This is a genomic window from Paucibacter sp. Y2R2-4 (genome assembly GCF_025717535.1).
Taxonomy (GTDB): Bacteria; Pseudomonadota; Gammaproteobacteria; order Burkholderiales; family Burkholderiaceae_C; genus Paucibacter_A.
In genome coordinates this window covers 766,194-788,153 of the sequence record NZ_JAJIRO010000001.1, presented here as the reverse complement: position 1 = coordinate 788,153, position 21,960 = coordinate 766,194, and the positions used below count along the sequence as shown (strand labels likewise).

Here is a 21,960-nt window from a genome sequence, read left to right as displayed (position 1 = left end):
ACCAGCGCTTTTTACCAGCGCTTGCTGCTGAGTTCCGCCAAGATTTCACCGTAGATGCGGTAGCGGCCGGCACTGATGGCGCCGGATTCAACTGCGTCGCGCACACCGCAGCCCGGCTCATGCTGATGGGTGCAGTTGTAAAAGCGGCAGTGGTCGGCATGGGCGCGCAGATCCGGCATCAAGAGCGGCAATTGCGCCGGCTCGATCTGCTTGAGGCCAAATTCTTGGAAGCCAGGCGAGTCGATCAAGGCGCTTTGGCGCTCAGCATCCACCCAGTACCACTGCGTCGTCGTGGTGGTGTGGCGGCCCGAATTCAGCGCCACCGAAATATCCCCCACCTGCGCCTTGGCGTCAGGGATCAGCAGATTGATCAAGGTGCTCTTGCCGGTGCCGCTGGGGCCCAGCACAAAGCTTCGTTTACCGCTGAGCCAAGGCGTCAGCAGTGCGCGTGAGCCCTCGGGGTCAGCCTTCAGGGCCAGCTCCATCATCTTCAAGCCCATGGCCCGGTAGGGCGCCAGGCGATCGCGCGCTGCGGCCGCGCCGGGGAGATCGGTCTTGTTCAAGGCAATGGTGGTTTCAATGCCCGCTGCCTCGGCCGCAATCAGGGCGCGGCACAGCTGGCTTTCGCTGAACACCGGCTCCACCGCGACCAGGATCAAGAGCTGATCAAGATTGGCCGCAAAGCTCTTGGTCTTCCATTCATCCTGGCGGAACAGCAGATTGCGGCGCGGCTCCACCGCTTCGATCACGCCCTCGTCACTGCTGGCCGGGGCCCAGCGCACTTCGTCGCCGACCACGCAGTCGCTCTTCTTGCCGCGCGGATGGCAGACTCGGCGTCGGCCGTCGCTGTCTTCCACGATGTAGTGGCGGCCATGGCCGCGCACCACCAGGCCCAGGTCCAAATCACCAAAGCGGCTCATGCCTGCTGACCCTTGAGCTCGGGGAGCGCCCCGACCTGCGCCGCGCAGATGAAGTCATTCAACGTCAAACCCGAGGCGGAGTGGGTGCTGAAGCCGATGCTGCAGTGCCCGTAGCTGACCCTCATTTCTGGATGATGGTCTTGTTTGTTCGCCACCGCCGCGACAGCGTTGACGAAGGCCATAGTTTGCGAAAAGTCGGCAAAGCGAGCTTCCAACTCGATGGACTTGGCGTCGCTGCTCAAGCGCCATTCGGGGACCTGAGCCAGCCAGGCTGGCAGCTCTTCAGCGGCCAGGGTTTCACGCAAGCCAGGCGAGCAAGGTTGGGTCAGCAAGTTCATCGGGTGGCTTGGCTCAAGATGGCGCCCAGGCGCTCGCTGGCCGGTGGGTGAGAGTAGTAAAAGCGCGCAAACACCGGGTCGGGCGTCAGCGTGCCGGCATTGTCCTCATGCAGCTTGAGGAGGGCCGAGGCCAGGTCGGCGCCGCGTGCGTTGGCGCAAGCGTAGGCATCGGCCTGGAACTCATCGCGGCGCGACATCAAGCTGCCCAGAGGGGTGAAGAAAAAGCCAAACACCGGTACCGCCAGCATGAAGAGCAGCAGGGCCAGCGCGTCATTCGGCGCCGCCAAATTTGGCTGCACCGCAAAGGCGAGGTAGAAGCCAGGCTGCGCCGACAGCCAGCCCAAGAGCGCAAAGCCGGCCAAGCTGATGGCGAACATGGTGATCATGCGTTTGAGCACATGCTTGTGCTTGAAGTGGCCGAGTTCATGCGCCAGCACCGCCTCGACCTCAGGGCCGTTCAGGCGCTCCAGCAGGGTGTCGAAAAATACCACCCGCTTGGCGGGGCCAAAGCCGGTGAAATAGGCATTGCCATGGGCCGAGCGGCGGCTGCCGTCCATCACAAACAAGCCCTTGGCGGCAAAGCCGCAGCGCGCCATCAGTCCTTCGACGCGGCTTTTCAGGGCCTCATCGGGCAGGGGCTCGAACTTGTTGAACAGCGGCGCGATGACGGTGGGGTAGAGCACCAAGATCAAGAGATTGAAGCCCATCCAAGTGCCCCAGGCCCACAGCCACCAAAAGCGCCCGGCGGCGCCCATCAGCCACAGAATCAAGGCGGCGATCGGCAGGCCAATCAGAAGGCCAACGACGGCGCCTTTCAAGGCGTCATTCAGATAGAGCTTCCAAGTCAGGCGGTTGAAGCCAAAGCGTTGTTCGATATTGAAAGTGTTGTAGAGCTCCCAGGGCAGATCCAGCAGCGAGCCGATCAGCACAAAGGCGAACAAGAGACTCAGCTGATAGGCCATGGGGCCAAAGCGCTCCGCGGTGGCTTCATAGACCCAGCCGTTCAGCAGATCCAGGCCGCCCAGCAAGGTCCAGCCCAGCAGCACCGCGCTGCTGAAGGCCAGGTTCAGCAGGCCGAAGCGGCTGCGCACCACGGTGTAGTCAGCGGCTTTTTGGTGAGCGTCCAGCGGCACGGTGGCGGCAAAGGCCTCGGGCACGGCGTCGCGGTGCTGCATCACGTGGCGGATTTGCCGGTTGCTGAGCCAGAGCTTGAGCAGCAGGCCCAATAGCAAGGCGGCGACAAAAGCCAGGCTCAGCGCGCTCGGGTGGAGAGCGGGCAGGGCGGGTACAGAAGAGAAAAGGCTTGCGAACATGGGCGAAGTGTAGGGCTGCGACAATGTCGCCGATTCTTTTGGATAGAAAGCCCTGTGAATGAACACCGAGACCGCTGCCGCCCCCGTGTTGGCCCTCAATGATCAAAACCTGATCTGGATCGATCTGGAAATGACGGGTCTCTACCCCGACTCCGACCGCATCATTGAGATCGCGGTGGTGGTGACCGATGCTCAGCTGACGGTGCGCGTTGAAGGCCCGGTGTTCGCCATTCACCAAAGCGACGAGACTCTGGACAAGATGGATGCCTGGAACAAGGGCACCCACGGCAAGAGTGGCCTGATCGATCGCGTCAAGGCGTCCACCGTCACGGAGGACGAAGCTGTCGCCAAGACCATTGAGTTCTTGAAGCAATATGTGCCGGCCGGCAAGTCGCCGATGTGCGGCAACAGCATCTGCCAAGACCGCCGCTTCTTGGCCAATTACATGCCCAAGCTGGAATCCTTTTTCCACTATCGCAATCTGGATGTGTCAACGCTCAAAGAGCTGGCCAAGCGCTGGAAGCCTGAAATTTTGGACGGCTTCAAAAAAGCCCAGGCCCACACCGCCCTGGCAGACATCATCGAATCCATCGACGAACTGGCCTACTACCGCCAGCATTTCTTGAGCCTGTGATCCTTCGCTTCACTACCCGGTCTCACTGCGAGTTGGCAGGGTGACAAGAACTCCCACATCGACAAGCCAGCTTTGGGCTGCTTTTGATTTCCCCCGCCATCCCTTGGCGCGGGATGACGGCGAACGGGTGCGCGGCGCTTTTTATTGCCCGCCAACCCGCTGGCTGCGCGCCCATGCGGCGCAGGAACTGGCCGCCGTTATCGATGCAGCGCATCAAGCCAGCCGCGAGGGCGCTTGGGTGTTGGGTGGTCTGCGCTATGAGGCAGCCGCCGCGCTGGACCCGGCCCTGCCGGGTCGATGCGGCGAGGCGGGCTCAGCAATGAAACCCGCCTTGGCCGAATTTGCGATCTATGCAGGAGCGCCCGATCCCTGGCCGGAGATCGACCCGCTGGGTGATGTGGGAGCAGCTTCTTTGTGCGCGCCCTGGGTGGATGAGCAAGCACCCGCCGACGAAGCTCGCCAAATCGAAGCCATCCGTGAGTGGATACGGGCGGGGGACTGCTATCAGGTCAATTTGACGACCCGCTTGCGCTCAAGCCTCAGCGGCCAGCAGGACTTGGCAGCCTTGTTCCTGGCGCTGCACTGTGCGCAGCCGGGCGGTTTTTCACTGTTTTTGCGCGAGGCGGGCGTGGCCAGTGTGTCGCCCGAATTGTTTTTTGATTGGCGGCCGCTGCCTGGGGCGCAAAGCACTTGCTTGCTGGCCGCCCAGCCGATGAAGGGCACCACGTCGCGCGGCCGAGATGCGGCTGCCGATGAGGCCGCTCAAGCCTATCTGCGCACCAGCGTGAAAGAGCGTGCCGAGAACCTCATGATTGTGGACTTGCTGCGCAATGACCTGAGCCGCGTAGCAACGCTGGGCTCGGTGCGGGTGCCGCGCTTGTTTGAACTCCTGGCGCTGCCCACGGTCTGGCAGATGACGTCCACCGTCACGGCGGTGAGCCGGCCACGCCTGAAGTTGTCTGAGGCCCTGGCGGCGCTGTTTCCTTGTGGCTCGGTGACCGGCGCGCCCAAGCAGCGGGCCATGCAAATCATTGAAAGCCTGGAGCCCGGCCCGCGCGGCTGGTACTGCGGTGCGCTGGGCCTGATGCAGCCGGGCGGCATCGTCACCTTCAACGTGCCGATTCGCACCGTCGAAGCATTGCCCATCGAAGAGGATTCGCTTGGGTCTGAACAGCGCTTGCAGGTGGGCGTGGGCAGCGCGATCACACTGGATTCCGTGGCCGCCGCTGAGCTGGACGAGTGGCATGCCAAAACGCGCTTTTTGCTGCGTGCTCAAGCGCCTATTGCCGCCCTGGAAACGCTCAGGTTGGATGACGGTGTATTGCAGCGTCTACCCGGTCACTTGGCGCGTTTGCAGCGCACCGCTCAGCACTTTGGTTTGCCGCTGTCTTTGAACGAGGCCAGATCCACGCTGGCGGACTTGGCGGCCCAGCATGCGCAGGGGACTTGGCGCGTGCGCCTGACCCTGTCGGCCCGAGGTGTGCTTGAGACCGCGATCATGGCCTTGCCACAAACCCCGGCTACAGTCGCACTTGTGGTGGCCCATCGTCCGATTGAAACCCGCGGCCCAGGCGCCGAGTTCATCCTTCATAAAACCACCCGCCGCGAGGCCTATGAGGCCTTTTCTCAAACCAAGCCAGCGCAGGCTTTTGATGTCTTGCTCTGGAACGAGGACGGCGAGTTGACTGAATGCACGATAGGCAATATCGCCTTAGAAATTGAGGGCCAGTGGTTGACGCCACGGCTGGAAGCCGGGCTTTTGCCCGGTGTTTACCGAGAAGAATTGTTGCAGCTCGGGCGTTTGCGGGAGGCGCGCCTGATGCGCGCCGATCTGGCGCGCGCCACCGGGCTTGCTTTTATCAACAGTCTGCGCGGCTGGTGTCCTGCCCGCCTCGTACCCACGATGTCGGACGCGCCAGACGCCGCAGCGCTGCCCAGCGCTGACTAACCTGAAACTGATTTCCATGGCCACGAGTCCAAAGAAAGCACGCCTAAGCGTGCCAGCCAGCCCTGCTCTTGCCGACGAAAAGCTCGTCGAAAAAAAGCCGGCTGCAAAAAAGCCGGCTGCAAAAAAGGCGATCGCGAAGAAGACGGTTGCCGAGCCGGTGACACCAGTGACGCCGATTGAAGCCCCAGCTAAGACCAAGGCAGCGCAGGCCAAGCCCGCCGCGAAGGCGGCTGCAAAGTCGGCCCCGGCCAAGTCTGTCAAAGCCAAAGGTGAAGCTGCACCTGCAGCAGCCGCAGTAAAGCTCAGCGAGACGTCCAAGGCCGCGAAATCTGCGAAGCCCGCGAAGGCCACGAAGCCCTCGAAGGCATCCAAGCCGCAAGAGAAGCCAGCAGTTCTTGCGCCCGTGGCCGAAGCGGCCAAGCCTGCGGCAAAAAAAGCATCCGCCGCCAAGACCAGTCCGGCACGCAAGACCAAGACCACCCAAGCTGCGGTGCGCGATATCTTGAATGGGGTCGAACTTGCCGCAGACGAGGCCGCAAGCGCGCCCGCTGAAGCCGAGAAGCTCAAGCCGGCGGTGGCAGCAAAGACGATCAAGCCCTCAAAAGCAGGCGCGGCCGGCAAGCTCAAGAAACCCGTGGCCACCGCGCCGGCTTTTGAGCCTGTGGTCGAGGTCAAGCGGGTGCAGGCTCCAGTTCCTGAACAAAACTCGGTCCAGTCGGCCAATGAGACAAAAGCTGCAGCCAAGTCGCCCAAGGAGCGGGGCACGAAAGCTAGGACCCCAGCTCCGGTGGCCGAGCGTGCAGCCAAGCCCGAGGCGGCTCGGCCTGTGAAGCCCAGTGCGCCAGCCAAGGCGCAAGCCGCTCGCTTTGATTTGCAACCCTTGGATGCCGGCAAGCCGACGGTGTTTCGTGATTACCAGGTCAGCGAGCTACTGGGTGCGGGTACTTGGCGCGTTAGCGTGCGAGGCAGCAACCCGTCTGAGTGCCGCTGCAGCTGTGAGGAGTTTTTGTGGGGCGAGCGCGGCAGCTGTGAGCACATCGAGTTCGCCTTGGGCCGATTGCTGGACGACGCCGCGCAACGCGCTTTGTTGGAACAGGGCTACCAGACCGAGTACAGCGAGATCCGGCTCGGCTATGGTGCTCGCCGCCACCTGCGCTGGCGCCAAGGGCGTGCTTGCCCCGAGGCTTTGGTCCAAGCAGCGCAAGCCTTGCTGGATGGTCGCGGCCGTTTGCAGGTCGAGGCGGATGAGGATCTGCCCGCACTCTTGGCCTTGGCGGCAGAAGCGGGACATGAGCTACGAGTCGAGCCCGGCGTGTGGGATTTGCTGGCGATTGCCCGCGATGCGCGGCGTCGCGTCTTGCGTATCGAGCAGGCTTGCCCGCAAGGTCTGGAAAGCCCAGCCCTGCGCAATTTGCTGAAGCTGCCTTTGCCGATCTACCAAGTGGAGTCGGCGATCTTCGCGGCCTGCGCGGGCCGCAGCCTGATTGCCGATGATTTGGGCTTGGGGCTCTATGCACAGGCTTATGCCGCTGCGGCCTTGTTCCATACGCAATTTGGTTTGGAACGGGTCTTGGTGCTGTCCGCCGAGTCGGCGCAAGCCCGCTGGTTGAGTGAGGCCCAAACGCTGTGCACGGCGCCGGCCGAGATGATTTGGGGTGATGCGGAGGCGCGCCAGCAGCAATGCGCCGTGCTGCCAGAGGGTGGCCCGGAGATCAAGATTGCATCCCTAGCCTCGCTGGGCCAAGACTTGAATCTCTTGAAGGGGTTTGCGCCGGAGCTGATCATCGTGGACGAGGCACAGCGCTTGGATACCGCAAGCTTGGCCTCGCTGCGCCAATTGGATCAAGGCTTCATGCTGATGCTCAGCGGCCAGTTGCTGGATGAGCAGCCACAAGCGCTGATGCCTTTGCTGGAATTGCTGGACCGCCATCGCAGCGGTTCCTTGGAGCGCTTTTTGAACCGCCATGTCGTGCGTGATGTGCAAGGCCGGGTGAGCGGTTTCACGGCCTTGGAGTCCCTGGACAAGAGCCTGGAACAAGTGATGTTCAGCCGCAGCCGTGCTGACTTGCAGCCGACCTTGCCCTTGGCCTTGGTGCAGTTGCGCGCTGTCACCTTGAGCGAGCAACAGCTGGAACTGCAAGCCCCTTTGTTGGAACGCTTGCGCCAGGGCGTGGCGCGCTGGCAGCGCAGCGGTTATGTGTCGGATGCCGATCAGTTGCGTTTGCAAGCGCTGCTGCAGGACATGCGTCGTTTGGCCATTGCGCCGCAATTGTTGGATGCAGCTGATACATCGGCCGACGCTCCCAAACTGAGTGCTGCGGCCGCCGTCTGCCGTGAGACCTTGGGTCGCGCCGTAGATCGTTTGGTGGTGTTCTGCCAATGGGACGATGCGCTGCAACTGCTGGCCGCGCGTTTGCAGGCTCAAGGCATCGCGCATTTGCATCTGCAGGCCGATGCCTCACAGGCGCAGCGCCAAGCTGCGGCCAGCCAATGGCTGGCGCAGTCCAGGCCGATGGTGCTCTTGTGCAGTGATGCTGCCGCTCAGGGCTTGAGCCTGGACGCAGAACGCTGCGGTCTGCTCAATCTGGAGTTGGCCTGGAGCGAGACCTTGCTGGAACAACGCTTGAGCTGTTTGGCCCAGGAGCACAGCCGCGGCTTGCCGATGATTCAGCTGCTGACTCAGTCGGGTCTGGAGCAGGCCCTGCTGCAAACCCTGGACGCTCACGCCGAGGCACCTGCTGCCGGCCTGGACGGAGACCTCAGCCAGCAACTGCTGCAGGGCGAGGATTTGCAGCGATTCATGCAGCTCTTGCAGGATTTGACACAGGCTCTCGCCAGCTGATGAACTGGAGCGCGGTCCCGCGCTGCCTTCGGGTGGCGCGGCTGCTGCTTGTGTGCATTCAATGTGACTTCCCGCACAGACGGGGCGCGGGGAAGAAGAGCTCCTCTAAGTTTTTCATTCCGTAAAAACCCTAGTGTGCTATAGTCGCAGTCTTGCTTCAGCAGAAGTACCTGTTGATTGAAGCTGAAGCATTTCGTACGTCTCCTCTGACCTCGTTCAGGCCGCTGCCCAGACTCTTGCGCGCAGCGACGCAGCCTCCACCTTCGGGTTGAGAGCGGCGCACCCCTTCCGGGTGAAGCGCTGAACATCCTTCGGGTTCGGTCGGCGGCGATGCCGTCGCTTTGACTGTTCCCCCGGCGCCGCACCTGGCACCGCTCGGCATGCTTTTGCCGCCCTCCAAGACCCGGTGCACGACGCGAGCTTTCTCCCAGCGACTTTATTGGCTTGACGCGCTTTCATTGCTGCGCTTCAAGCACGTGTGTTCGTCCCATTTTTTGCGGGGCGGGGCACGGCTTTGTTGAAAGAAGATATGAGTTTCGAAAATCTAGGCCTGAACGAATCCCTGTTGCGCGCTGTCAAGGACGCTGGTTACGAGAACGCCACTGAGGTGCAATCGCTGGCCATTCCTGCAGGCATCAAGGGCGTTGACCTGATGGTGTCTTCGCGCACCGGCAGCGGCAAGACCGCCGCTTTCATCTTGCCCGCATTGCAGAAGGTTCTGGAAGGCCGTGCGGCTGTGGCCGCCGCCGCAGCCGCAGCTGTTGCCGCCGGTGGCGAAGCCCCGCGTCGCGAAAAAGGCAAAGTGTTCGGCCCCCGCGTGCTGGTGCTGTGCCCAACCCGCGAACTGGCCATGCAAGTGGCCAAGGCCGCCCAGACTTACGGCCGTCATGTGCCTGGCCTGAAGCTGTCGACCGTTTTGGGCGGCATGCCTTACGCCTTGCAGCTCAAGCAATTGAGCGGCCCCTTGGACATCCTGATCGCCACGCCTGGCCGTTTGATGGACCACATCCAGTCCGGCCGTGCCGTGCTGGAAAACGTCGAGATGTTGGTGCTGGACGAAGCCGACCGCATGTTGGACATGGGCTTCATTGATGACATCAAGTTCATCGCTGATCGCATTCCCGCCACGCGTCAAACCGTGATGTTCAGCGCCACCTTCGCTGGCCATGTGGGCCGTTTGGCACAAGACCTGTTGCGTGACCCGCAGCGTGTGGACGTGGCTTCGCACACCGACACCCACGAAAACATCACCCAGCGTCTGCACTGGGCTGACAACAACAACCACAAGGACCAGTTGCTTGAGCATCTGCTGGCCGACAAGGCTGTTGACCAAGCCCTGGTGTTCACCAGCACCCAGCGTGATGCGGACTGGCTGAGCGAGCGCCTGCAGGAACTGGGCCACGCCGTGGCTCCTCTGCACGGTGGCATGCCGCAAGGTCGCCGCAACCGCGTGCTGATGGCCCTGCGCCGTCGTGAAGTGCGCGTGCTGGTGGCGACCGACGTCGCCGCCCGCGGTATCGACGTGCCCACCATCACTCACGTGATCAACTACGGTCTGCCGATGAAGGCCGAGGACTATGTGCACCGTATTGGCCGTACCGGCCGTGCCGGTCGCGAAGGCCTGGCGGTGACGCTGGCCACGCGTGACGATGTGTCCATGATCCGCCGCATCCAGCAGTTCACCACCCAGACCATTCCTTCGGCACAGATCGAAGGTCTGGAGCCGAAGACGCAAGAACCGCGTATCTTCCCGCCACGGCCCGCTGGCGCCGGTGGCTTTGATGACCGTGGTGCCCGTCCGAGCTGGGGCGGCAAGCCTGGCTTCGGTGGCAAGAGCTTTGGTGGCGGCAAGCCATTCAACCGCGATGGCGGCCGTCCTTTCAATCGCGAGGGTGGTCAGCCTTTCAACCGTGATGGCGGCGCACCGTCCTTCAATCGTGACGCCGGTCGCTCGGCTGGCTTTGAGCCGCGCGGTGACTTCCGCCAAGATTCGCGCCCTCAGTTCGATCGTGGCAACGACCGCCCGCAGTTCGACCGCGGCAATGATCGTCCGCAGTTTGACCGTGGCAATGACCGCGGCGGCGAGCGCAGCTTTGCTCCGCGTGGTGATCGCCCGGCTTTCGCGCCGCGCAATGACCGTCCGGCCTTCGGCGACAGCAAGCCTTCCTTCGGCGGCAAGCCCAGCTTTGGTGGCGATCGTCGCCCAGGCGGCAGCTTTGAATCGCGCGGCCCTGGCGGCCCAAAGCGCAACGGTCCGCCTTCGGGCACCCGTCGCAGCGGTTTCGGCCGCTGATCTAGCGGCATCGCAGCCCGGCCTGAGATAAAGGCCGGCTCGAGCCGACAAGCCCGCACTCTGTTTCATCAGAGCGCGGGCTTTTTTGTGTCTGCGCCCGGATGTGGCAGAGTGCGCGACCAATCAATCAAGGCCAGGGACCATGCGACAAGTCGGAACTTTGAGTCAGTGGGACGATGCCAAGGGCTATGGCTTCATCACGCCGGCCAATGGCGAAGCCAAGGTCTTTGTCCATATCAAAGCCTTTGAGCTGCGGGTGGAGCGCCCGCGCCAGGGCGAAATCCTGGACTTCGAGTTGGGGCGGGACGCCCAGGGCAAGCGCCGCGCGACGCGGGTGCGCGCCAAGCACAGGCCTGCGCCAGCGCTGCGCAATCCCAGTGGTCGGGCTTCGCTCAGCAGCCTGGTCTTGGTGCCGGGGTTTGCCTTGCTCTTTCTGGCTGGTCATTTGATGTGGCCGATGGCGCCGGGCGTTTGGGGGGCGTATATGGCCATGAGCATCGCTACTTTCATTGTTTATGCCGGAGACAAGCGAGCGGCGCGCCTGGGTCATTGGCGGGTGTCGGAGCGTACTTTGCATGGCCTGGCCTTGGCCTGTGGCTGGCCGGGTGCCTTGCTGGCCCAGCAAATCCTGCGCCATAAATCGGGCAAGTCCAGCTTTCGGCGGCTCTTCTTCTTGACCGTGGCACTCAATGTGCTGGGCTTTTTGGTTGTGTTCACGCCGCTGCACAAGGTCTTGCTGAAGCCTTGGCTTTGAGGGAAAAGGCAGTCTACAGGCGGCCAACTTTTTGTACCTGAGCCTGGCTTGCAACCAGATAATCAAGAAAAAGAAGGGAACTTTCGCGTATCCCGAAACTTCCCTCTAGGGTGCCTATGCCAGCGAATGCGGCAGGAGTCGAGATGAGTTTGCTTCATTCGGATCAGTCCGCCATCGTGCAACTGAGCCCGCTTGTTTGGATCGCTGGGGTGGCCTTGGTTTCAGGCCTGCTGCTGTTTGTCGGGGCAGAGGTCTTGTCGCAGCGCGAGCTCGGGCGCAAGCAACAGGTGAGTGGCAGTTGGTGGGCTTCGGCCCTCTTGTTGGGAGCCGGCCTGTGGTGGCCTTTTCAGGCCTTGTCTGAGCGAGGGCAGGGGCCTGCAGCGGGTTTGGCTGCGGCCTTGCCGCTCCTGGGTCTGGGACTGAGCTTGGCGGTGGCCGAAATGGTCTTGGAAGCGCTGCGCCCGCAGCGTGCGCGCGCCATGAACTCCCGGCTTTTCATGGGCGGCGCGGCGATTGTGTTGTTCATTCTCTACGGTGTCTTGAGCAGCTTGGACCTCGGGCTGAGCTGGTCGCAAAAGCTGCAAGACTTGCTGGCAGCGGCCTTGCTGCAGATCGGGCTGCTGGGCTTTTTGCTGCTGCCGCAGGGCAGACATTGGCGGGCGCGAGCCCTGCGAGGCGCTTGCGCATTGGCGGACGCTGGCTTGCCCCTGCTGGCCTTGTATGCCCTCAATCCCGTTTGGTTGCTGGCCGCCGCTCCCTCGGTGCCGCAGAGCTTGGCCTTGCTCATGCTCGCCGTGGTGGGCGCGAGTTTCGCCTTTGGCTTGAACCATATGGCGCAAATATCCTCCGATGGAAGTGAACTGGGTGCTGGGCTGGATGCCGCCTTGGTGGACCCGCTGACCGGGCTTTCGACCCGACTCGGCCTGGAGCAATTGCTGAGCCAAGCGGTGATCGAGTGCGACAAGGACGAGGGCTCGCTGGCCCTGCTGATGTTTGACCTCGATGGCTTCAACCCTGTCAACAGCAGCCTGGGGCACGATAGCGGTGATGCCTTGCTGCGTCAGGCCGCTGATCGCTTGCGTCAATGCCTGGGCGAAGGCGGTGTTGCGGCGCGCATTGGTGGTGATGAGTTCGTGGTGCTGCTACGCGCGGTGTCGGGCAAGGATGTCTTGGCCGAGTTTGCCAAACGCACGCTGGCCGAGTTGGCTCGCCCTTATGTGTTGGATCAGCGCGAGTTGGCCATTTCGGCCTCGGCCGGTATTGCCCGATATCCCTTGGACGGCGGCAAAGCACGTCTGCTCGGTTGTGCCGACGCGGCCAAGAACGCCGCCAAGCGCTTGGGCGGAGCCTGCTACTGCTTTTTTGCGCCGGGCATGGAAAGCGACACCCGCGAGCAACTCGACATCTTGCGCGACCTGCGCTTGGCCATCGAGCGCAATGAGTTGGAGCTTTTTTATCAGCCCAAGATCGATGCGCGCAGCGGCCAGATCACCGCCGCTGAGGCGCTGCTGCGCTGGCACCATCCGGGCCGGGGCATGGTTTCGCCGGCGGTTTTCATCCCGGTGGCCGAGCGCTTTGGTTTTATGCGTGAGTTGGGCAACTGGGTCATTGACGATGCCTGCCGGCAAGCGCGCGTTTGGCGCGAAAGCGGCTTGCGCATGCGGGTCGCCATCAATTTGTCGGCGCATCAGATGCGTCAGGACGACATCATCGAGCGCATCGAGCGTGCGCTGGAGACCTACAGCGTTCACCCCTCTTTGCTGACCTGCGAGATCACCGAATCGGTGGTGATGGAGAACACCCAGGCAATTCAAGACACCTTCAAACGCCTGGGCGATTTGGGCGTGCACCTGTCGATTGACGACTTCGGCACCGGCTACTCCTCGCTGAGCTATTTGCGCCAACTGCCGGCCAAGGAGTTGAAGGTGGACCGTGCCTTCATCACCGACATCGTCACCAGCGTGGATGCGCGGGCGGTGGTCGATGCCGTGGTCAAGCTGGCCCATGCCTTGGGCCTGCGGGTGGTGGCCGAAGGGGTGGAAACGCAAGGGCAGCAAGCCATTCTGGCGGGCATGGGCTGCGACGAGTTGCAGGGCTTCTTGTTCGCTCGGCCGATGTCGGCTCAGGCCATCTTGCTCTGGGCCACCGAGGACAAACACAACGCCCCGGCCTTTCGCCCCTCCTTGTTTGGTGAAACCTCCTATACCGAAAAACTCTAATTGGGCGGCTTGGCGCCGGAGTCCATCGCTGCAGCGGGGATAATCGCCCCCATGCGGGAGAACCCAAACCCAGCGAGCGAAGACGAAGCTCGCTTTGAAGATTATTTTCGCGATGCAGTGGCGCCCAGCGAGGCCCAGCTGCTGTGGCAACTGGAACGCCAGGAGGGCTTGACCGCCGCCTTGCGCGCGCTCTTTCACGGCCCGGCCAGCTTGGTGAAGCTGCGCTTGTGGGTCTTCATGGAAGTGATGGCCATGCCGGCCTCGCGCATCAGCCGCGAGGCGCTGAACCAGCATTTCCATCAGCTGCGCGATGAGCCGCTGGAGTTGGTGCTCAAGCGCCTGCGCGAGGCCGATCTGCTGGCCTGGGACGGCTCCAATCAACAGTACGGTGTCACGCCCTTGGCGCAGCAACTGCTGGGGGTCTTGTCGCCCTTGGTGACCAGCAGTGCGCAAGATGCCGATCTGACCTCGCTGCTGGCCAATGTGGCTGGCGCCCATCAGCTGGGCACCCTGGACCCGGCTCAGCTGCAACATTTGCAAGCGCAGCTCTCGCGCCTGTATGACGAGTTTGCGGACGCGATTGCCAGCGGCTCCGAGTTCCATCTGCGCCGCGCCCGCCAGCGTTTTGGCAAGGCGCTGAGCCTGGTGGAGAAGGCCAGCGAGGCGCTGTCGGCCATCATGGTGCAGGCGCAGGAGCAGGGCAATGCCAAGCTGGAACGCTTGGCGCGCGAACTGGGCCTGGCGCAGGCGCGGCTTTTGTCCATGGCCAGCCAGTTCAACCGCGCGCTGCAGCAGGCGGACCGGCAGCGGGTCACGCTGGGCTCCACCGGCATCACCACCACCGATGTGCGGCGCTGGCTGCAGAGCGTGCACTTTCTGGAGAATTTGTCGCTTGGGGCCTTGTCGCGCCCGGTGCATCCGGTGCTGGTGGCTCAGCATGAATTGCTGGACACGGCCGAGGCCGAGTTTGAACGTGATCGTCCCAAGCCCAAAGAAATGGAGGCTCTGCCCACTGCCCAGCCGGCGCCTGAGGGTGAGCTGGCGGTGATGAGCTTGCCGCCTGAGATGGGGGTCATGCAAGCCTTGCTGACGCGCTGGAGCGAGGCGGGCGAGATCGAACAAGACCTGGCCCCCGCCGTGCTGGGGGGCAGTTATGCCCGGGCTTCTTACCGGGCGCAGTTGCTGCCCTTGCTGGGCGACAAAGAGGCCCAACACTTGACCGGTGCCACCGGCGATATGGCGCGCCAGCCCTGGCGTGTGCACTGGACCGCCGAGCAGGGCGAGGTGGACGATGAATACATCCGCTGGATGAGCCGCGGCGTGCTGCGGGTTGCCGGTGCAAAAGATCAAGTGCCGGATCAAGGCCATGAGCAAGACAAGAAAGATGAGACCCAAGCATGAGCGCAGCTCTTGATGATGCCGCCGCGCTGGCGGCGCAATTGCTGGCGCGCCGCTGGCTGCCGCGCAGCCACCCCTTGGTGCGCCGCGCCCTGATCGACAACGAGGTCTGGACCGCGCTGGGCCAGCGCCTCGCCGCCGTCGGCCTGCGGGTGATCGACAACCTTTATGCCGACCACATCAGCCTGGCCATGTTGCGCCCGGCCGAGGTGGCGGTGTTTGGCGAAACTGGCTTGGCCGCCAACAACAATCTGGACCTGCCGCGCGATGGCGTGGCCCTGCTGGTGGTGCTGTGGTCGCTGATCGTATTGCCTAAGCGGCAGCGCCAGGTGGCGCGGGCCGATGCCAAGGAGTTGGGTCAAAACGAGATGTTCGCCACCGACAAGCCGCTGCCCACGGCCGCCAGCGTCAGCCCGACCTTGAGCTACCGCAGCCTCTTGGCCGACTTTGGCAACCAGCTCGGCAAGAAGATGCGCCTGGACAGCAATTTGAAGCTGCTGGAACGTAACGGCTTCATCACACGGCGTGGCGAAGACATTGCTGAAGGCCCGCTGCTGGACCTGCTGCTGGACTACGACACGCTGGCGCCGCGCATATTGGACGGCGCGCTGGGCGATGTGATGGCCCGCACCACCGATCCGGCCGTGGCCGCCGCCATTGGGCTGGCGCGCCAGCCAGAGTTGATTCCCGAAGAGGCTGTCGAAGAAGACGCACAGCCGCTACAAGACCAAAGCGAGACCTGATGTTTCACCTGCAATCGCTTGAACTGCTGCACTGGGACTATTGCCAGCGCGTGACCATGCCGCTGGACGGCGCCATCATCACCATTGCCGGCCCGAATGGCTCGGGCAAGACCACGCTGCTGGATGCCATGCGCACGCTCTTGGGCCTGGAATGCTCGGGCGGCCGCACCTACAAGACCTATGCGCGCCACGCCAATGCCGAGAGCGCCTGGCTGCGCGCCTTGGTGGACAACCGCCCGCGTGGGCGCCAGAACAGCTCGCGTCCTTTTGCCAGCTCGCTGTTTTATTCCGACCAAGTCACCTTGGCCTGCCGCATTGAGCGCCATGGCGGTGACTGGCAACGCCGCTACCTGATGGTGGAGGGCGTGCAGACCATCGAGCAGATGGCTGAGTTGGCCGAGAAAGAGTGGATGGGCATCGAAGCCTGGCGCCGCCGCTTGGAAGCGGCCGGCCTGACCCGCGCCATCGGCCGCGTGCTGGCGCTGGAACAAGGCCAGACCGACCGCCTGTGCGAACTCTCGCCCAAGGAATTGCTGCGCCTTGTTTTCGAGGTGTTTGGCGACCAGGAGGTGCTGGACCGTTACGACCAGGCCCGCAGCCACCAGCAACATTTGCTGAAAGAGGTGGAGCAGGCGGCGCATGAGTTGTCGCACACCCAGGCGCAACTCTCCGATTTGGCGAACCGGGTCACCAGCTATCAGCAGTACCAGCTGCGCTTGCGCGAGCGCGAGCGTTTGTCGACCGAGGTTTTGCCGGTCTTGCAGTGGAGCGAGTCGCGGGCGCGCACCGCGCAAGGCTTGCGTGAGTTGCACCGACAACGTCTCTTCGCCGGTGCCGATGCGCGCAGCCATGCGGCCAAGCGCGCCGAGCTGTTGAAGTTGTTTGAAGCCTCGCAGCAAGCCAAGAACCGCCTGCTGGAGCTGGAACAAGAGCGCAAGAACAACCGGGCAGCCTTTGACGCTGCGCGCGAGGCCGAGCGGCCGATGGAGCTGCTGGCCAAACGCGAAGAAGAACTGCGCGGCCTGGCGGCCGTCGAGACCGATGCCCAGGAATTGGCCCAACGGGTCGAAGACCTGAGCGGCCGCCAACACCAGTTGCGCGAGAGCTTCACCCGCAGCAATGACCAGCGCAACAAGGCGCAAGCGGCGATGGACGCGCTGGCCGGTCAACGCCTGCCGCCGCCCCCCGTGGAGGTAACGCGCTTCCGCCGCGCACTCGATGAAGCCGGCGTTGCCCACCATGTGCTGGCCGACTGCATCGACATTGCCGATGAAGCTTGGCGCGCCGCTGCCGAAGGCATGTTGCGGCCCTCGCGCTGGGTGGTGGTGCTTGAGCGTAGCGGCGATGAGGCCCATGCCTTTGCGCTGGCTTCGCGCGAGCGCTACCGCCATTACGTGGTGGCCGATGCCGAACATGCGCCGGCGGTCGTGCCGCCTGATTCCTTGCTGGCCGCACTGAAGATCAATGCCAAGCTGCCGGGCTGGCTCTTGCGTCAACTCGGCGCCATCCGCCGTGTCAAAGACACCGAAGCTGGCGCGCGCACCGGCGGCGAATGGATCACGCCCGATGCCTATTACCGCGACGGCCGTGGCGGCCGCAGCCTGTGGGTGGAGCCGCGCGACTTCCAGTTCGGTGTCTCGGCGCTGGACTCCCGCCGCAAGGCGCTGGAGAACGAGCTGGCTCGCTATGACGCTGAGTTGACCCGTTTGGCCAAGGAGCAGGCCGAGGTCGAGCGCCAGTTCAAGGACGCACAGCGTGCCGCCCAAGGCCACAAAGCGGCCAAGGAGCTGGGCGAACGTGCCGACGAATTTGCCGCCGCGCGTGAACGCCTGCCGGCGCTGCGCCAGGCCCGTACCGAGGCCTCGGCTCGCATGACCTCGCTGGAAGCCGAGCACGACCGGGCCTTGACGGCCCACACCCGCAGCGAGCGCGACTACGAAGCCGCGCAACAGAGCCTCAAGGCCAGCGAAGACAATGTCGGTCGGGTGCAGCGCGAACACGCGGCCAAGCTGGCCGACCTGCGTGCCCAGGCCAAGGCCTCGCGTGAAGCCAAAGCCCGCTTTCCCGCGGCCTGGGTGCAAGCGTCCACGCTACAGGCCTTGCGCGATGAATTCGAGAACGCCAAGCAGGCCGAGATTGCCGGCCGCCATGTGCAGGCCGAACTCGAGAACGGCGTTTGGGAAACCGACCCGCAGGTGCAAGAGCGCCACCACCGCATGAATGCGTCGGTGCTGGAGCAAACCACGCAACTGGAGGATCGCCGCGCCAGCAATGAGATGGCGCGCATCGCCGCCTTCAATGCGCGCGAACGCTATATCGACGTCTTGCGCGCCACCGTGCGGCGTTACAAGAAAAATGTGCAGGAGCTGGGCGAGTTGGCCGGCGTGATGGCGCAGGCCGAGCTGCCGCATCTGGACAACGACGATATGGTGCTGGCCCAGGCCGGGCTGCAGGTCAAGTTCAACTTCGACGGCAAGGGCGAGGTGGGCCTCAACGACGGTGAGGCTTCGGGCGGCCAGCAGGTGCTGAAGAGCCTGATCCTGCTGGTGGGCCTGATGAAGGACGACGACTCGCCGGGCGGTTTTGTCTTCATCGACGAGCCTTTCGCCCACTTGGACGTGCGCAATATTCAGCTGGTCGGCCACTTCCTGCGCTCGACCCGCGCGCAGTACTTGCTGACCACGCCGATCACGCACAACGTCGAGGTCTTCGAGCCCAGCGAGATCACTTTGGTGACCAGCAAAAAGCCGCGCGGGGAGCGCTGGGCGCCGCCGATTGCGGTGCTGGCGCGGCGGCCTGAGAAGTCGATTTACGGCTGAGCCGCGGGCCTCTGACGATGTCTCGTGCCGCGCGTTTGCTGGACCTGATGCAAGTGCTGCGCCGCCACCGTCAGCCCATTCAAGGGGCGGCGCTGGCGCAGCAGTTGGGCATCAGCCTGCGCACGCTGTACCGCGATATCGCCACACTGCAAGCCCAGGGCGCACAGATCGAGGGCGAGGCCGGCCTGGGCTATGTGCTCAAGCCCGGTTTTGTATTGCCGCCTTTGATGTTCAGCGCCGATGAACTGGAGGCCTTGGTCTTGGGCTCGCGCTGGGTAGCGGGGCGCTCCGATGATGCGGCCCTGGCCGAGGCGGCACGCAATGCGCTGGCCAAGATCTCGGCTGTCTTACCGCCCGATTTGCGATTTGAGTTGGACAGCTCGGCCTTGCTGGTCGGGCCCGGAAGCTCCTTGGAGGCTTCGTCGAATGCGCTGAGTTCGCTGAGCGACGATTCTGTGCAGGCCACATTGCGCAAAGCCATGCGCAATGAACGCAAGCTGATGCTTCACTACCTCGACCTCAAGGGCGCGGCCAGCGAGCGCATCGTCTGGCCTTTTGCCTTGGGTTTTTTTGACTCGGCGCGGGTGCTGGTGGCCTGGTGCGAGTTGCGGCAGGCGACACGTAACTTTCGACTTGATCGCATCGAGTCGATGCAGGTCTTGGCGCAGCGCTACCCGCGGCCGCGCCAGGCCTTGTTGGCTGAATGGCGTGCGGCAGAAGGCATTGCCCCACAATAGTCTGAGGTCCAGCGGCTTTGGCCACTAGCGCTGAGCGCTGCTGCCAGAAATTGACAGTGCTGATTTCTACGATGCGAGGCAGGTCAATCAAACGACCGCTTCTTCACTCTGGAGTGCATCGCATGAATCAACAGCCCAATTTCATTCTTCTCTATGTCGCAAGCCCCATCGAGAGCGCCGCGCTCTATGCCCGAATTCTGGAGCGCTCGCCGATCGAAAGCTCGCCGACCTTTGCCATGTTTGCGCTGGATTCAGGATTGAAGCTGGGTCTGTGGGCGCGCCAAACGGTGGCGCCGACGGTGGAGGCTGCAGCGGGTCCAGCTTGCGGCGAGTTGGCATTCGCGCAAGCCTCAATTCAGGCCGTGGATGATTTGTTTCAAGCCTGGCGCGACATGGGCCTGCCCATGGTTCAGTCGCCAACGGTGATGGACTTTGGCTACACCTTCACCGCCACCGACCCGGATGGTCATCGCCTGCGCGTGTTCGCGCCGAATGGCCAGTGAGCGTGGGTCCCGCGCGGGAAAGCGCTTGTTTGCCCGGCTTCGAGTTCATAGCGCCGTCAGTTGCAAGGTCAGCAACTCGGCCTCAGCGCAGCTGGCTTGCGGTGGCCAGTGCCGATCATGTGCGGCTGGGCCAAGCGCAGGGCTTTATGCAGGTCTGCCATGGCAAGGCTGGGCCACTCAAGCGCTTGCGGCCCGGCGACCGGGTGGTCTATTACTCGCCCAGTACCGAGTTCGGTGGCAAGGATCGACTGCAGTGTTTCACTGCACTGGGAGAGGTGCTGCCTCGCGAGCCCTATTTGTTTGATATGGGCGGCGGCTTCACGCCTTGGCGACGCGATGTGGCCTGGCAGACCTCACAGCACTGCCCGATTCGTCCGCTGCTTGAGAGACTGGAGTTCTCCCGTGGCCAAAAAAACTGGGCCTATCAGTTGCGCTTTGGCTTGTTTCAGATCAGCGGGCTCGATATGGCCCTGATCGATCAAGCCATGGGGGTTCAAAAGTTCGAAGTGCTCAGCTCAGGCGGCTGTTGAGAAATACCGCCGGTCTTGGGCAGAGCCTCGATAGCGGCGGTGGCGACACAGATCAAGTTGAATGGGGTGCTCATGCGCTCATTCTCTTCTTGCCGCCGCCTCGGGCCAAGAGGGCAAGCACTCCCACAGCCATTAATAAGAGGGTTTGTGGTTCAGGCACCGCAGCCAACATCGATTGGCCCAAGATTTGATGGGTGACTGCCGACGGATGGACCCGGTCCCAATACATATAGCTTTCAGGGCTGCTGCATGTATTGCCGGCGACACCCACATAACCACTGAAACAGGCGTCCTTCACATTGCTGAGCCCGTAATTCGCTGGGTTGTCGACCAAGGCTTGCTGCTCGGCCAGAGTGTCAAAGAAGCTGATCTGCGCTCCAGGCAAGATACGCAATTGCTCGATGTTCGCTTTCAAGCCTTGGTTGTAACTGAGGGACAGTTGATGCAAGAGGGCCGAGCCTCCAGAAGTCAGTCCGCCGGGTGTTAAACCTAGATCGGGCAGACCGGGCAGCAAAAAGTTGCGGGCGCCGAGCGAGTACAGCGTGCTGACACTGGTGCTGAGGTTTTGCAGTGCGGTTTGAGCCGTGCTCGAGGTGTAGCCGTGGTACTGAAAGTCATTGGCTCCCGCCCAGACAAAGTACAGCGCATTGGCATCGGCCGAGGCCGCACCCAATCCGGATTGAAACGAAGCAATTTGAGACAGCACGCCGGTTTGCAGCAAAGGCCCACCTTGGCCGCTGGCCTCCACCGCGCCGTTCAACAGTCCCGACATGGCGCCGCCGTAGGCGTAGTCGTTGAGACCGACACCCAGGCCTTGTGCCAAATGCTCCACGGCGACCGGCCCGTTGGAGAAACGGCCCTGGTAGTAGTCGCTAGGCTGGGGCACGGTGCCGCCGGTGGCTTGAAAGAAATTGCCCTTGTCTGAAAGGCTGTCGCCAAAGGCGATCAACTGTGAGTAACTGGCGGCTGTCGCGCTGTGAGCGGTGAAAGCCAAGCCTGCGCAGAGCAAAGTCGTGCGCAGGGCGCGGTGATGCAAGAAGTGATGCATGCAGCTGCCTCGTTAGTCCATGGAATGCGGCGCAGCATAGCCGAGGCGTCAGGCTGAAGCGAGAGTTGCTGGGCTTTGACTTAGGGGTTTGCTGCCGCGCGAAGACGCGTGCAGCGCTCAAAGAAAAAGGCCCCGATTGGGGCCTTTGAGCAAACCGGTCGTTTGAATCAAACCGCCAGCAACTCCACTTCAAACAGCAGGGTGGCATTGGGCGGGATCACGCCACCGGCGCCGCGAGCGCCGTAGCCCATATCGGCGGGGATCACCAGCATGCGAGTGCCGCCCACCTTCATGCCTTGCACGCCTTCGTCCCAGCCGCGGATCACTTCGCCGCCGCCCAGGGCAAAGCGGAACGGATCTCCGCGGTCCTTGCTGGAATCAAACTTCTTGCCCTTGCTGCCTTTTTTGTAGAGCCAGCCGGTGTAGTGCACCGTCACGCGCTGGCCAGCCTTGGCTTCCGCGCCTTCACCGACCACGGTGTCTTCAAACTGCAAGCCGCTGGGATTGCTCGTCAGGTTCAATTCGACCGGCGTGTCGCCGCCGCTCAAGCCCAGCAGTTCCACTTCAAAGATCAGGGTGGCGTTCGGAGGAATCACGCCACCGGCGCCGCGTGCGCCATAGCCCAGCTCTGCGGGGATGATGAGGGTACGGCTGCCACCGATCTTCATGCCTTGCACGCCTTCGTCCCAGCCGCGGATGACCATACCGCCATCCAACTCAAACTTGAAGGGCTGGCCGCGATCCTTGCTGGAGTCGAACTTGGCACCCTTGGCGCCGTCCTTGTAGAGCCAGCCGGTGTAGTGCACGCTGACGTCGTGGCCGGACTTGGCTTCGGCGCCGCTGCCCTCGACCGTGTCTTCAATCTGCAAGCCGCTTGGGGTGGTAATCATCTGGTGTCCTTCTGCCATCAGGGGTCGTTGT

At 63.0% G+C, this 21,960-nt stretch carries 17 protein-coding genes and 1 pseudogene; 12 read left to right on the top strand and 6 right to left on the bottom strand.

What is annotated here, in order from left to right; genetic code table 11:
- Nucleotides 1-11: 11 nt before the first annotated feature.
- Genes rsgA through LNV06_RS03410 form a run of 3 tightly spaced genes read right to left on the bottom strand, consistent with a single transcriptional unit; the run spans nucleotide 12 to nucleotide 2,571 of the window.
- Nucleotides 12-920: a ribosome small subunit-dependent GTPase A gene (gene rsgA, locus LNV06_RS03420; RefSeq protein WP_263536826.1), complete on the bottom strand. Its 909-nt coding sequence runs from the start codon at nucleotides 918-920 to the stop codon at nucleotides 12-14.
- Complete coding sequence (locus tag LNV06_RS03415) at nucleotides 917-1,258, bottom strand: 4a-hydroxytetrahydrobiopterin dehydratase (protein WP_263536825.1); 342 nt, start codon at nucleotides 1,256-1,258, stop codon at nucleotides 917-919. The genes rsgA and LNV06_RS03415 overlap by 4 nt, the downstream gene beginning before the upstream one ends.
- Nucleotides 1,255-2,571 (bottom strand): M48 family metallopeptidase, encoded by a 1,317-nt coding sequence (locus tag LNV06_RS03410; RefSeq protein ID WP_263536824.1) that lies wholly within the window; start codon nucleotides 2,569-2,571, stop codon nucleotides 1,255-1,257. Before LNV06_RS03410 ends, LNV06_RS03415 begins: the two co-directional genes overlap by 4 nt.
- Before the next feature lie 58 nt (nucleotides 2,572-2,629).
- On the opposite strand from LNV06_RS03410, the gene orn reads away from it, so the two are divergent.
- The 12 genes from orn (at nucleotide 2,630) to LNV06_RS03350 (ending at nucleotide 19,991) form a co-directional block, all read left to right on the top strand.
- On the top strand, nucleotides 2,630-3,205 hold the full coding sequence (orn, locus tag LNV06_RS03405) for an oligoribonuclease (RefSeq protein ID WP_263536823.1): 576 nt from the start codon (nucleotides 2,630-2,632) through the stop codon (nucleotides 3,203-3,205).
- Nucleotides 3,206-3,308: 103 nt separating this feature from the next.
- Nucleotides 3,309-5,153: a chorismate-binding protein gene (locus LNV06_RS03400; protein ID WP_263536822.1), complete on the top strand. Its 1,845-nt coding sequence runs from the start codon at nucleotides 3,309-3,311 to the stop codon at nucleotides 5,151-5,153.
- A gap of 403 nt (nucleotides 5,154-5,556) precedes the next feature.
- Complete coding sequence (locus LNV06_RS03395) at nucleotides 5,557-7,995, top strand: SNF2-related protein (RefSeq protein WP_263536821.1); 2,439 nt, start codon at nucleotides 5,557-5,559, stop codon at nucleotides 7,993-7,995.
- Between the two features lie 529 nt (nucleotides 7,996-8,524).
- Nucleotides 8,525-10,288: a DEAD/DEAH box helicase gene (locus LNV06_RS03390; protein ID WP_263536820.1), complete on the top strand. Its 1,764-nt coding sequence runs from the start codon at nucleotides 8,525-8,527 to the stop codon at nucleotides 10,286-10,288.
- Nucleotides 10,289-10,430: 142 nt separating this feature from the next.
- Complete coding sequence (locus LNV06_RS03385; protein ID WP_263536819.1) at nucleotides 10,431-11,042, top strand: DUF1294 domain-containing protein; 612 nt, start codon at nucleotides 10,431-10,433, stop codon at nucleotides 11,040-11,042.
- Between the two features lie 143 nt (nucleotides 11,043-11,185).
- Nucleotides 11,186-13,261 carry a putative bifunctional diguanylate cyclase/phosphodiesterase gene (locus LNV06_RS03380; protein ID WP_263536818.1) on the top strand — a complete coding sequence of 692 codons (2,076 nt, stop codon included), beginning with the start codon at nucleotides 11,186-11,188 and terminating at the stop codon, nucleotides 13,259-13,261.
- Between the two features lie 51 nt (nucleotides 13,262-13,312).
- Complete coding sequence (locus LNV06_RS03375; protein ID WP_263536817.1) at nucleotides 13,313-14,662, top strand: hypothetical protein; 1,350 nt, start codon at nucleotides 13,313-13,315, stop codon at nucleotides 14,660-14,662.
- Nucleotides 14,659-15,402 (top strand): hypothetical protein, encoded by a 744-nt coding sequence (locus LNV06_RS03370; protein ID WP_263536816.1) that lies wholly within the window; start codon nucleotides 14,659-14,661, stop codon nucleotides 15,400-15,402. The genes LNV06_RS03375 and LNV06_RS03370 overlap by 4 nt, the downstream gene beginning before the upstream one ends.
- Complete coding sequence (locus LNV06_RS03365) at nucleotides 15,402-18,221, top strand: ATP-binding protein (protein ID WP_263536815.1); 2,820 nt, start codon at nucleotides 15,402-15,404, stop codon at nucleotides 18,219-18,221. Before LNV06_RS03370 ends, LNV06_RS03365 begins: the two co-directional genes overlap by 1 nt.
- Before the next feature lie 17 nt (nucleotides 18,222-18,238).
- Nucleotides 18,239-18,958, top strand: a complete 720-nt coding sequence (locus LNV06_RS03360; RefSeq protein WP_263536814.1) for a helix-turn-helix transcriptional regulator — start codon at nucleotides 18,239-18,241, stop codon at nucleotides 18,956-18,958.
- A 122-nt stretch (nucleotides 18,959-19,080) separates the two neighbouring features.
- The gene (locus LNV06_RS03355; protein ID WP_263536813.1) at nucleotides 19,081-19,461 is read left to right on the top strand and encodes a VOC family protein; all 381 of its coding nucleotides are present in this window, start codon (nucleotides 19,081-19,083) and stop codon (nucleotides 19,459-19,461) included.
- Entirely contained in the window at nucleotides 19,458-19,991 is a 534-nt protein-coding gene (locus LNV06_RS03350; RefSeq protein ID WP_411970044.1) for an EVE domain-containing protein, read from the top strand. The genes LNV06_RS03355 and LNV06_RS03350 overlap by 4 nt, the downstream gene beginning before the upstream one ends.
- 70 nt (nucleotides 19,992-20,061) lie before the next feature.
- Here the strand turns inward: LNV06_RS03350 and LNV06_RS03345 are convergent, their stop codons facing one another.
- From LNV06_RS03345 to LNV06_RS03335, 3 genes and pseudogenes are all read right to left on the bottom strand, one after another.
- Nucleotides 20,062-21,039, bottom strand: a complete 978-nt coding sequence (locus LNV06_RS03345; protein ID WP_263536812.1) for an SGNH/GDSL hydrolase family protein — start codon at nucleotides 21,037-21,039, stop codon at nucleotides 20,062-20,064.
- Nucleotides 21,040-21,206: 167 nt separating this feature from the next.
- The gene (locus LNV06_RS03340) at nucleotides 21,207-21,554 is read right to left on the bottom strand and encodes an FKBP-type peptidyl-prolyl cis-trans isomerase (RefSeq protein WP_263537498.1); all 348 of its coding nucleotides are present in this window, start codon (nucleotides 21,552-21,554) and stop codon (nucleotides 21,207-21,209) included.
- A 30-nt stretch (nucleotides 21,555-21,584) separates the two neighbouring features.
- A pseudogene (locus LNV06_RS03335) lies at nucleotides 21,585-21,929 on the bottom strand (FKBP-type peptidyl-prolyl cis-trans isomerase); the annotation flags it as partial.
- Nucleotides 21,930-21,960 lie beyond the last annotated feature (31 nt).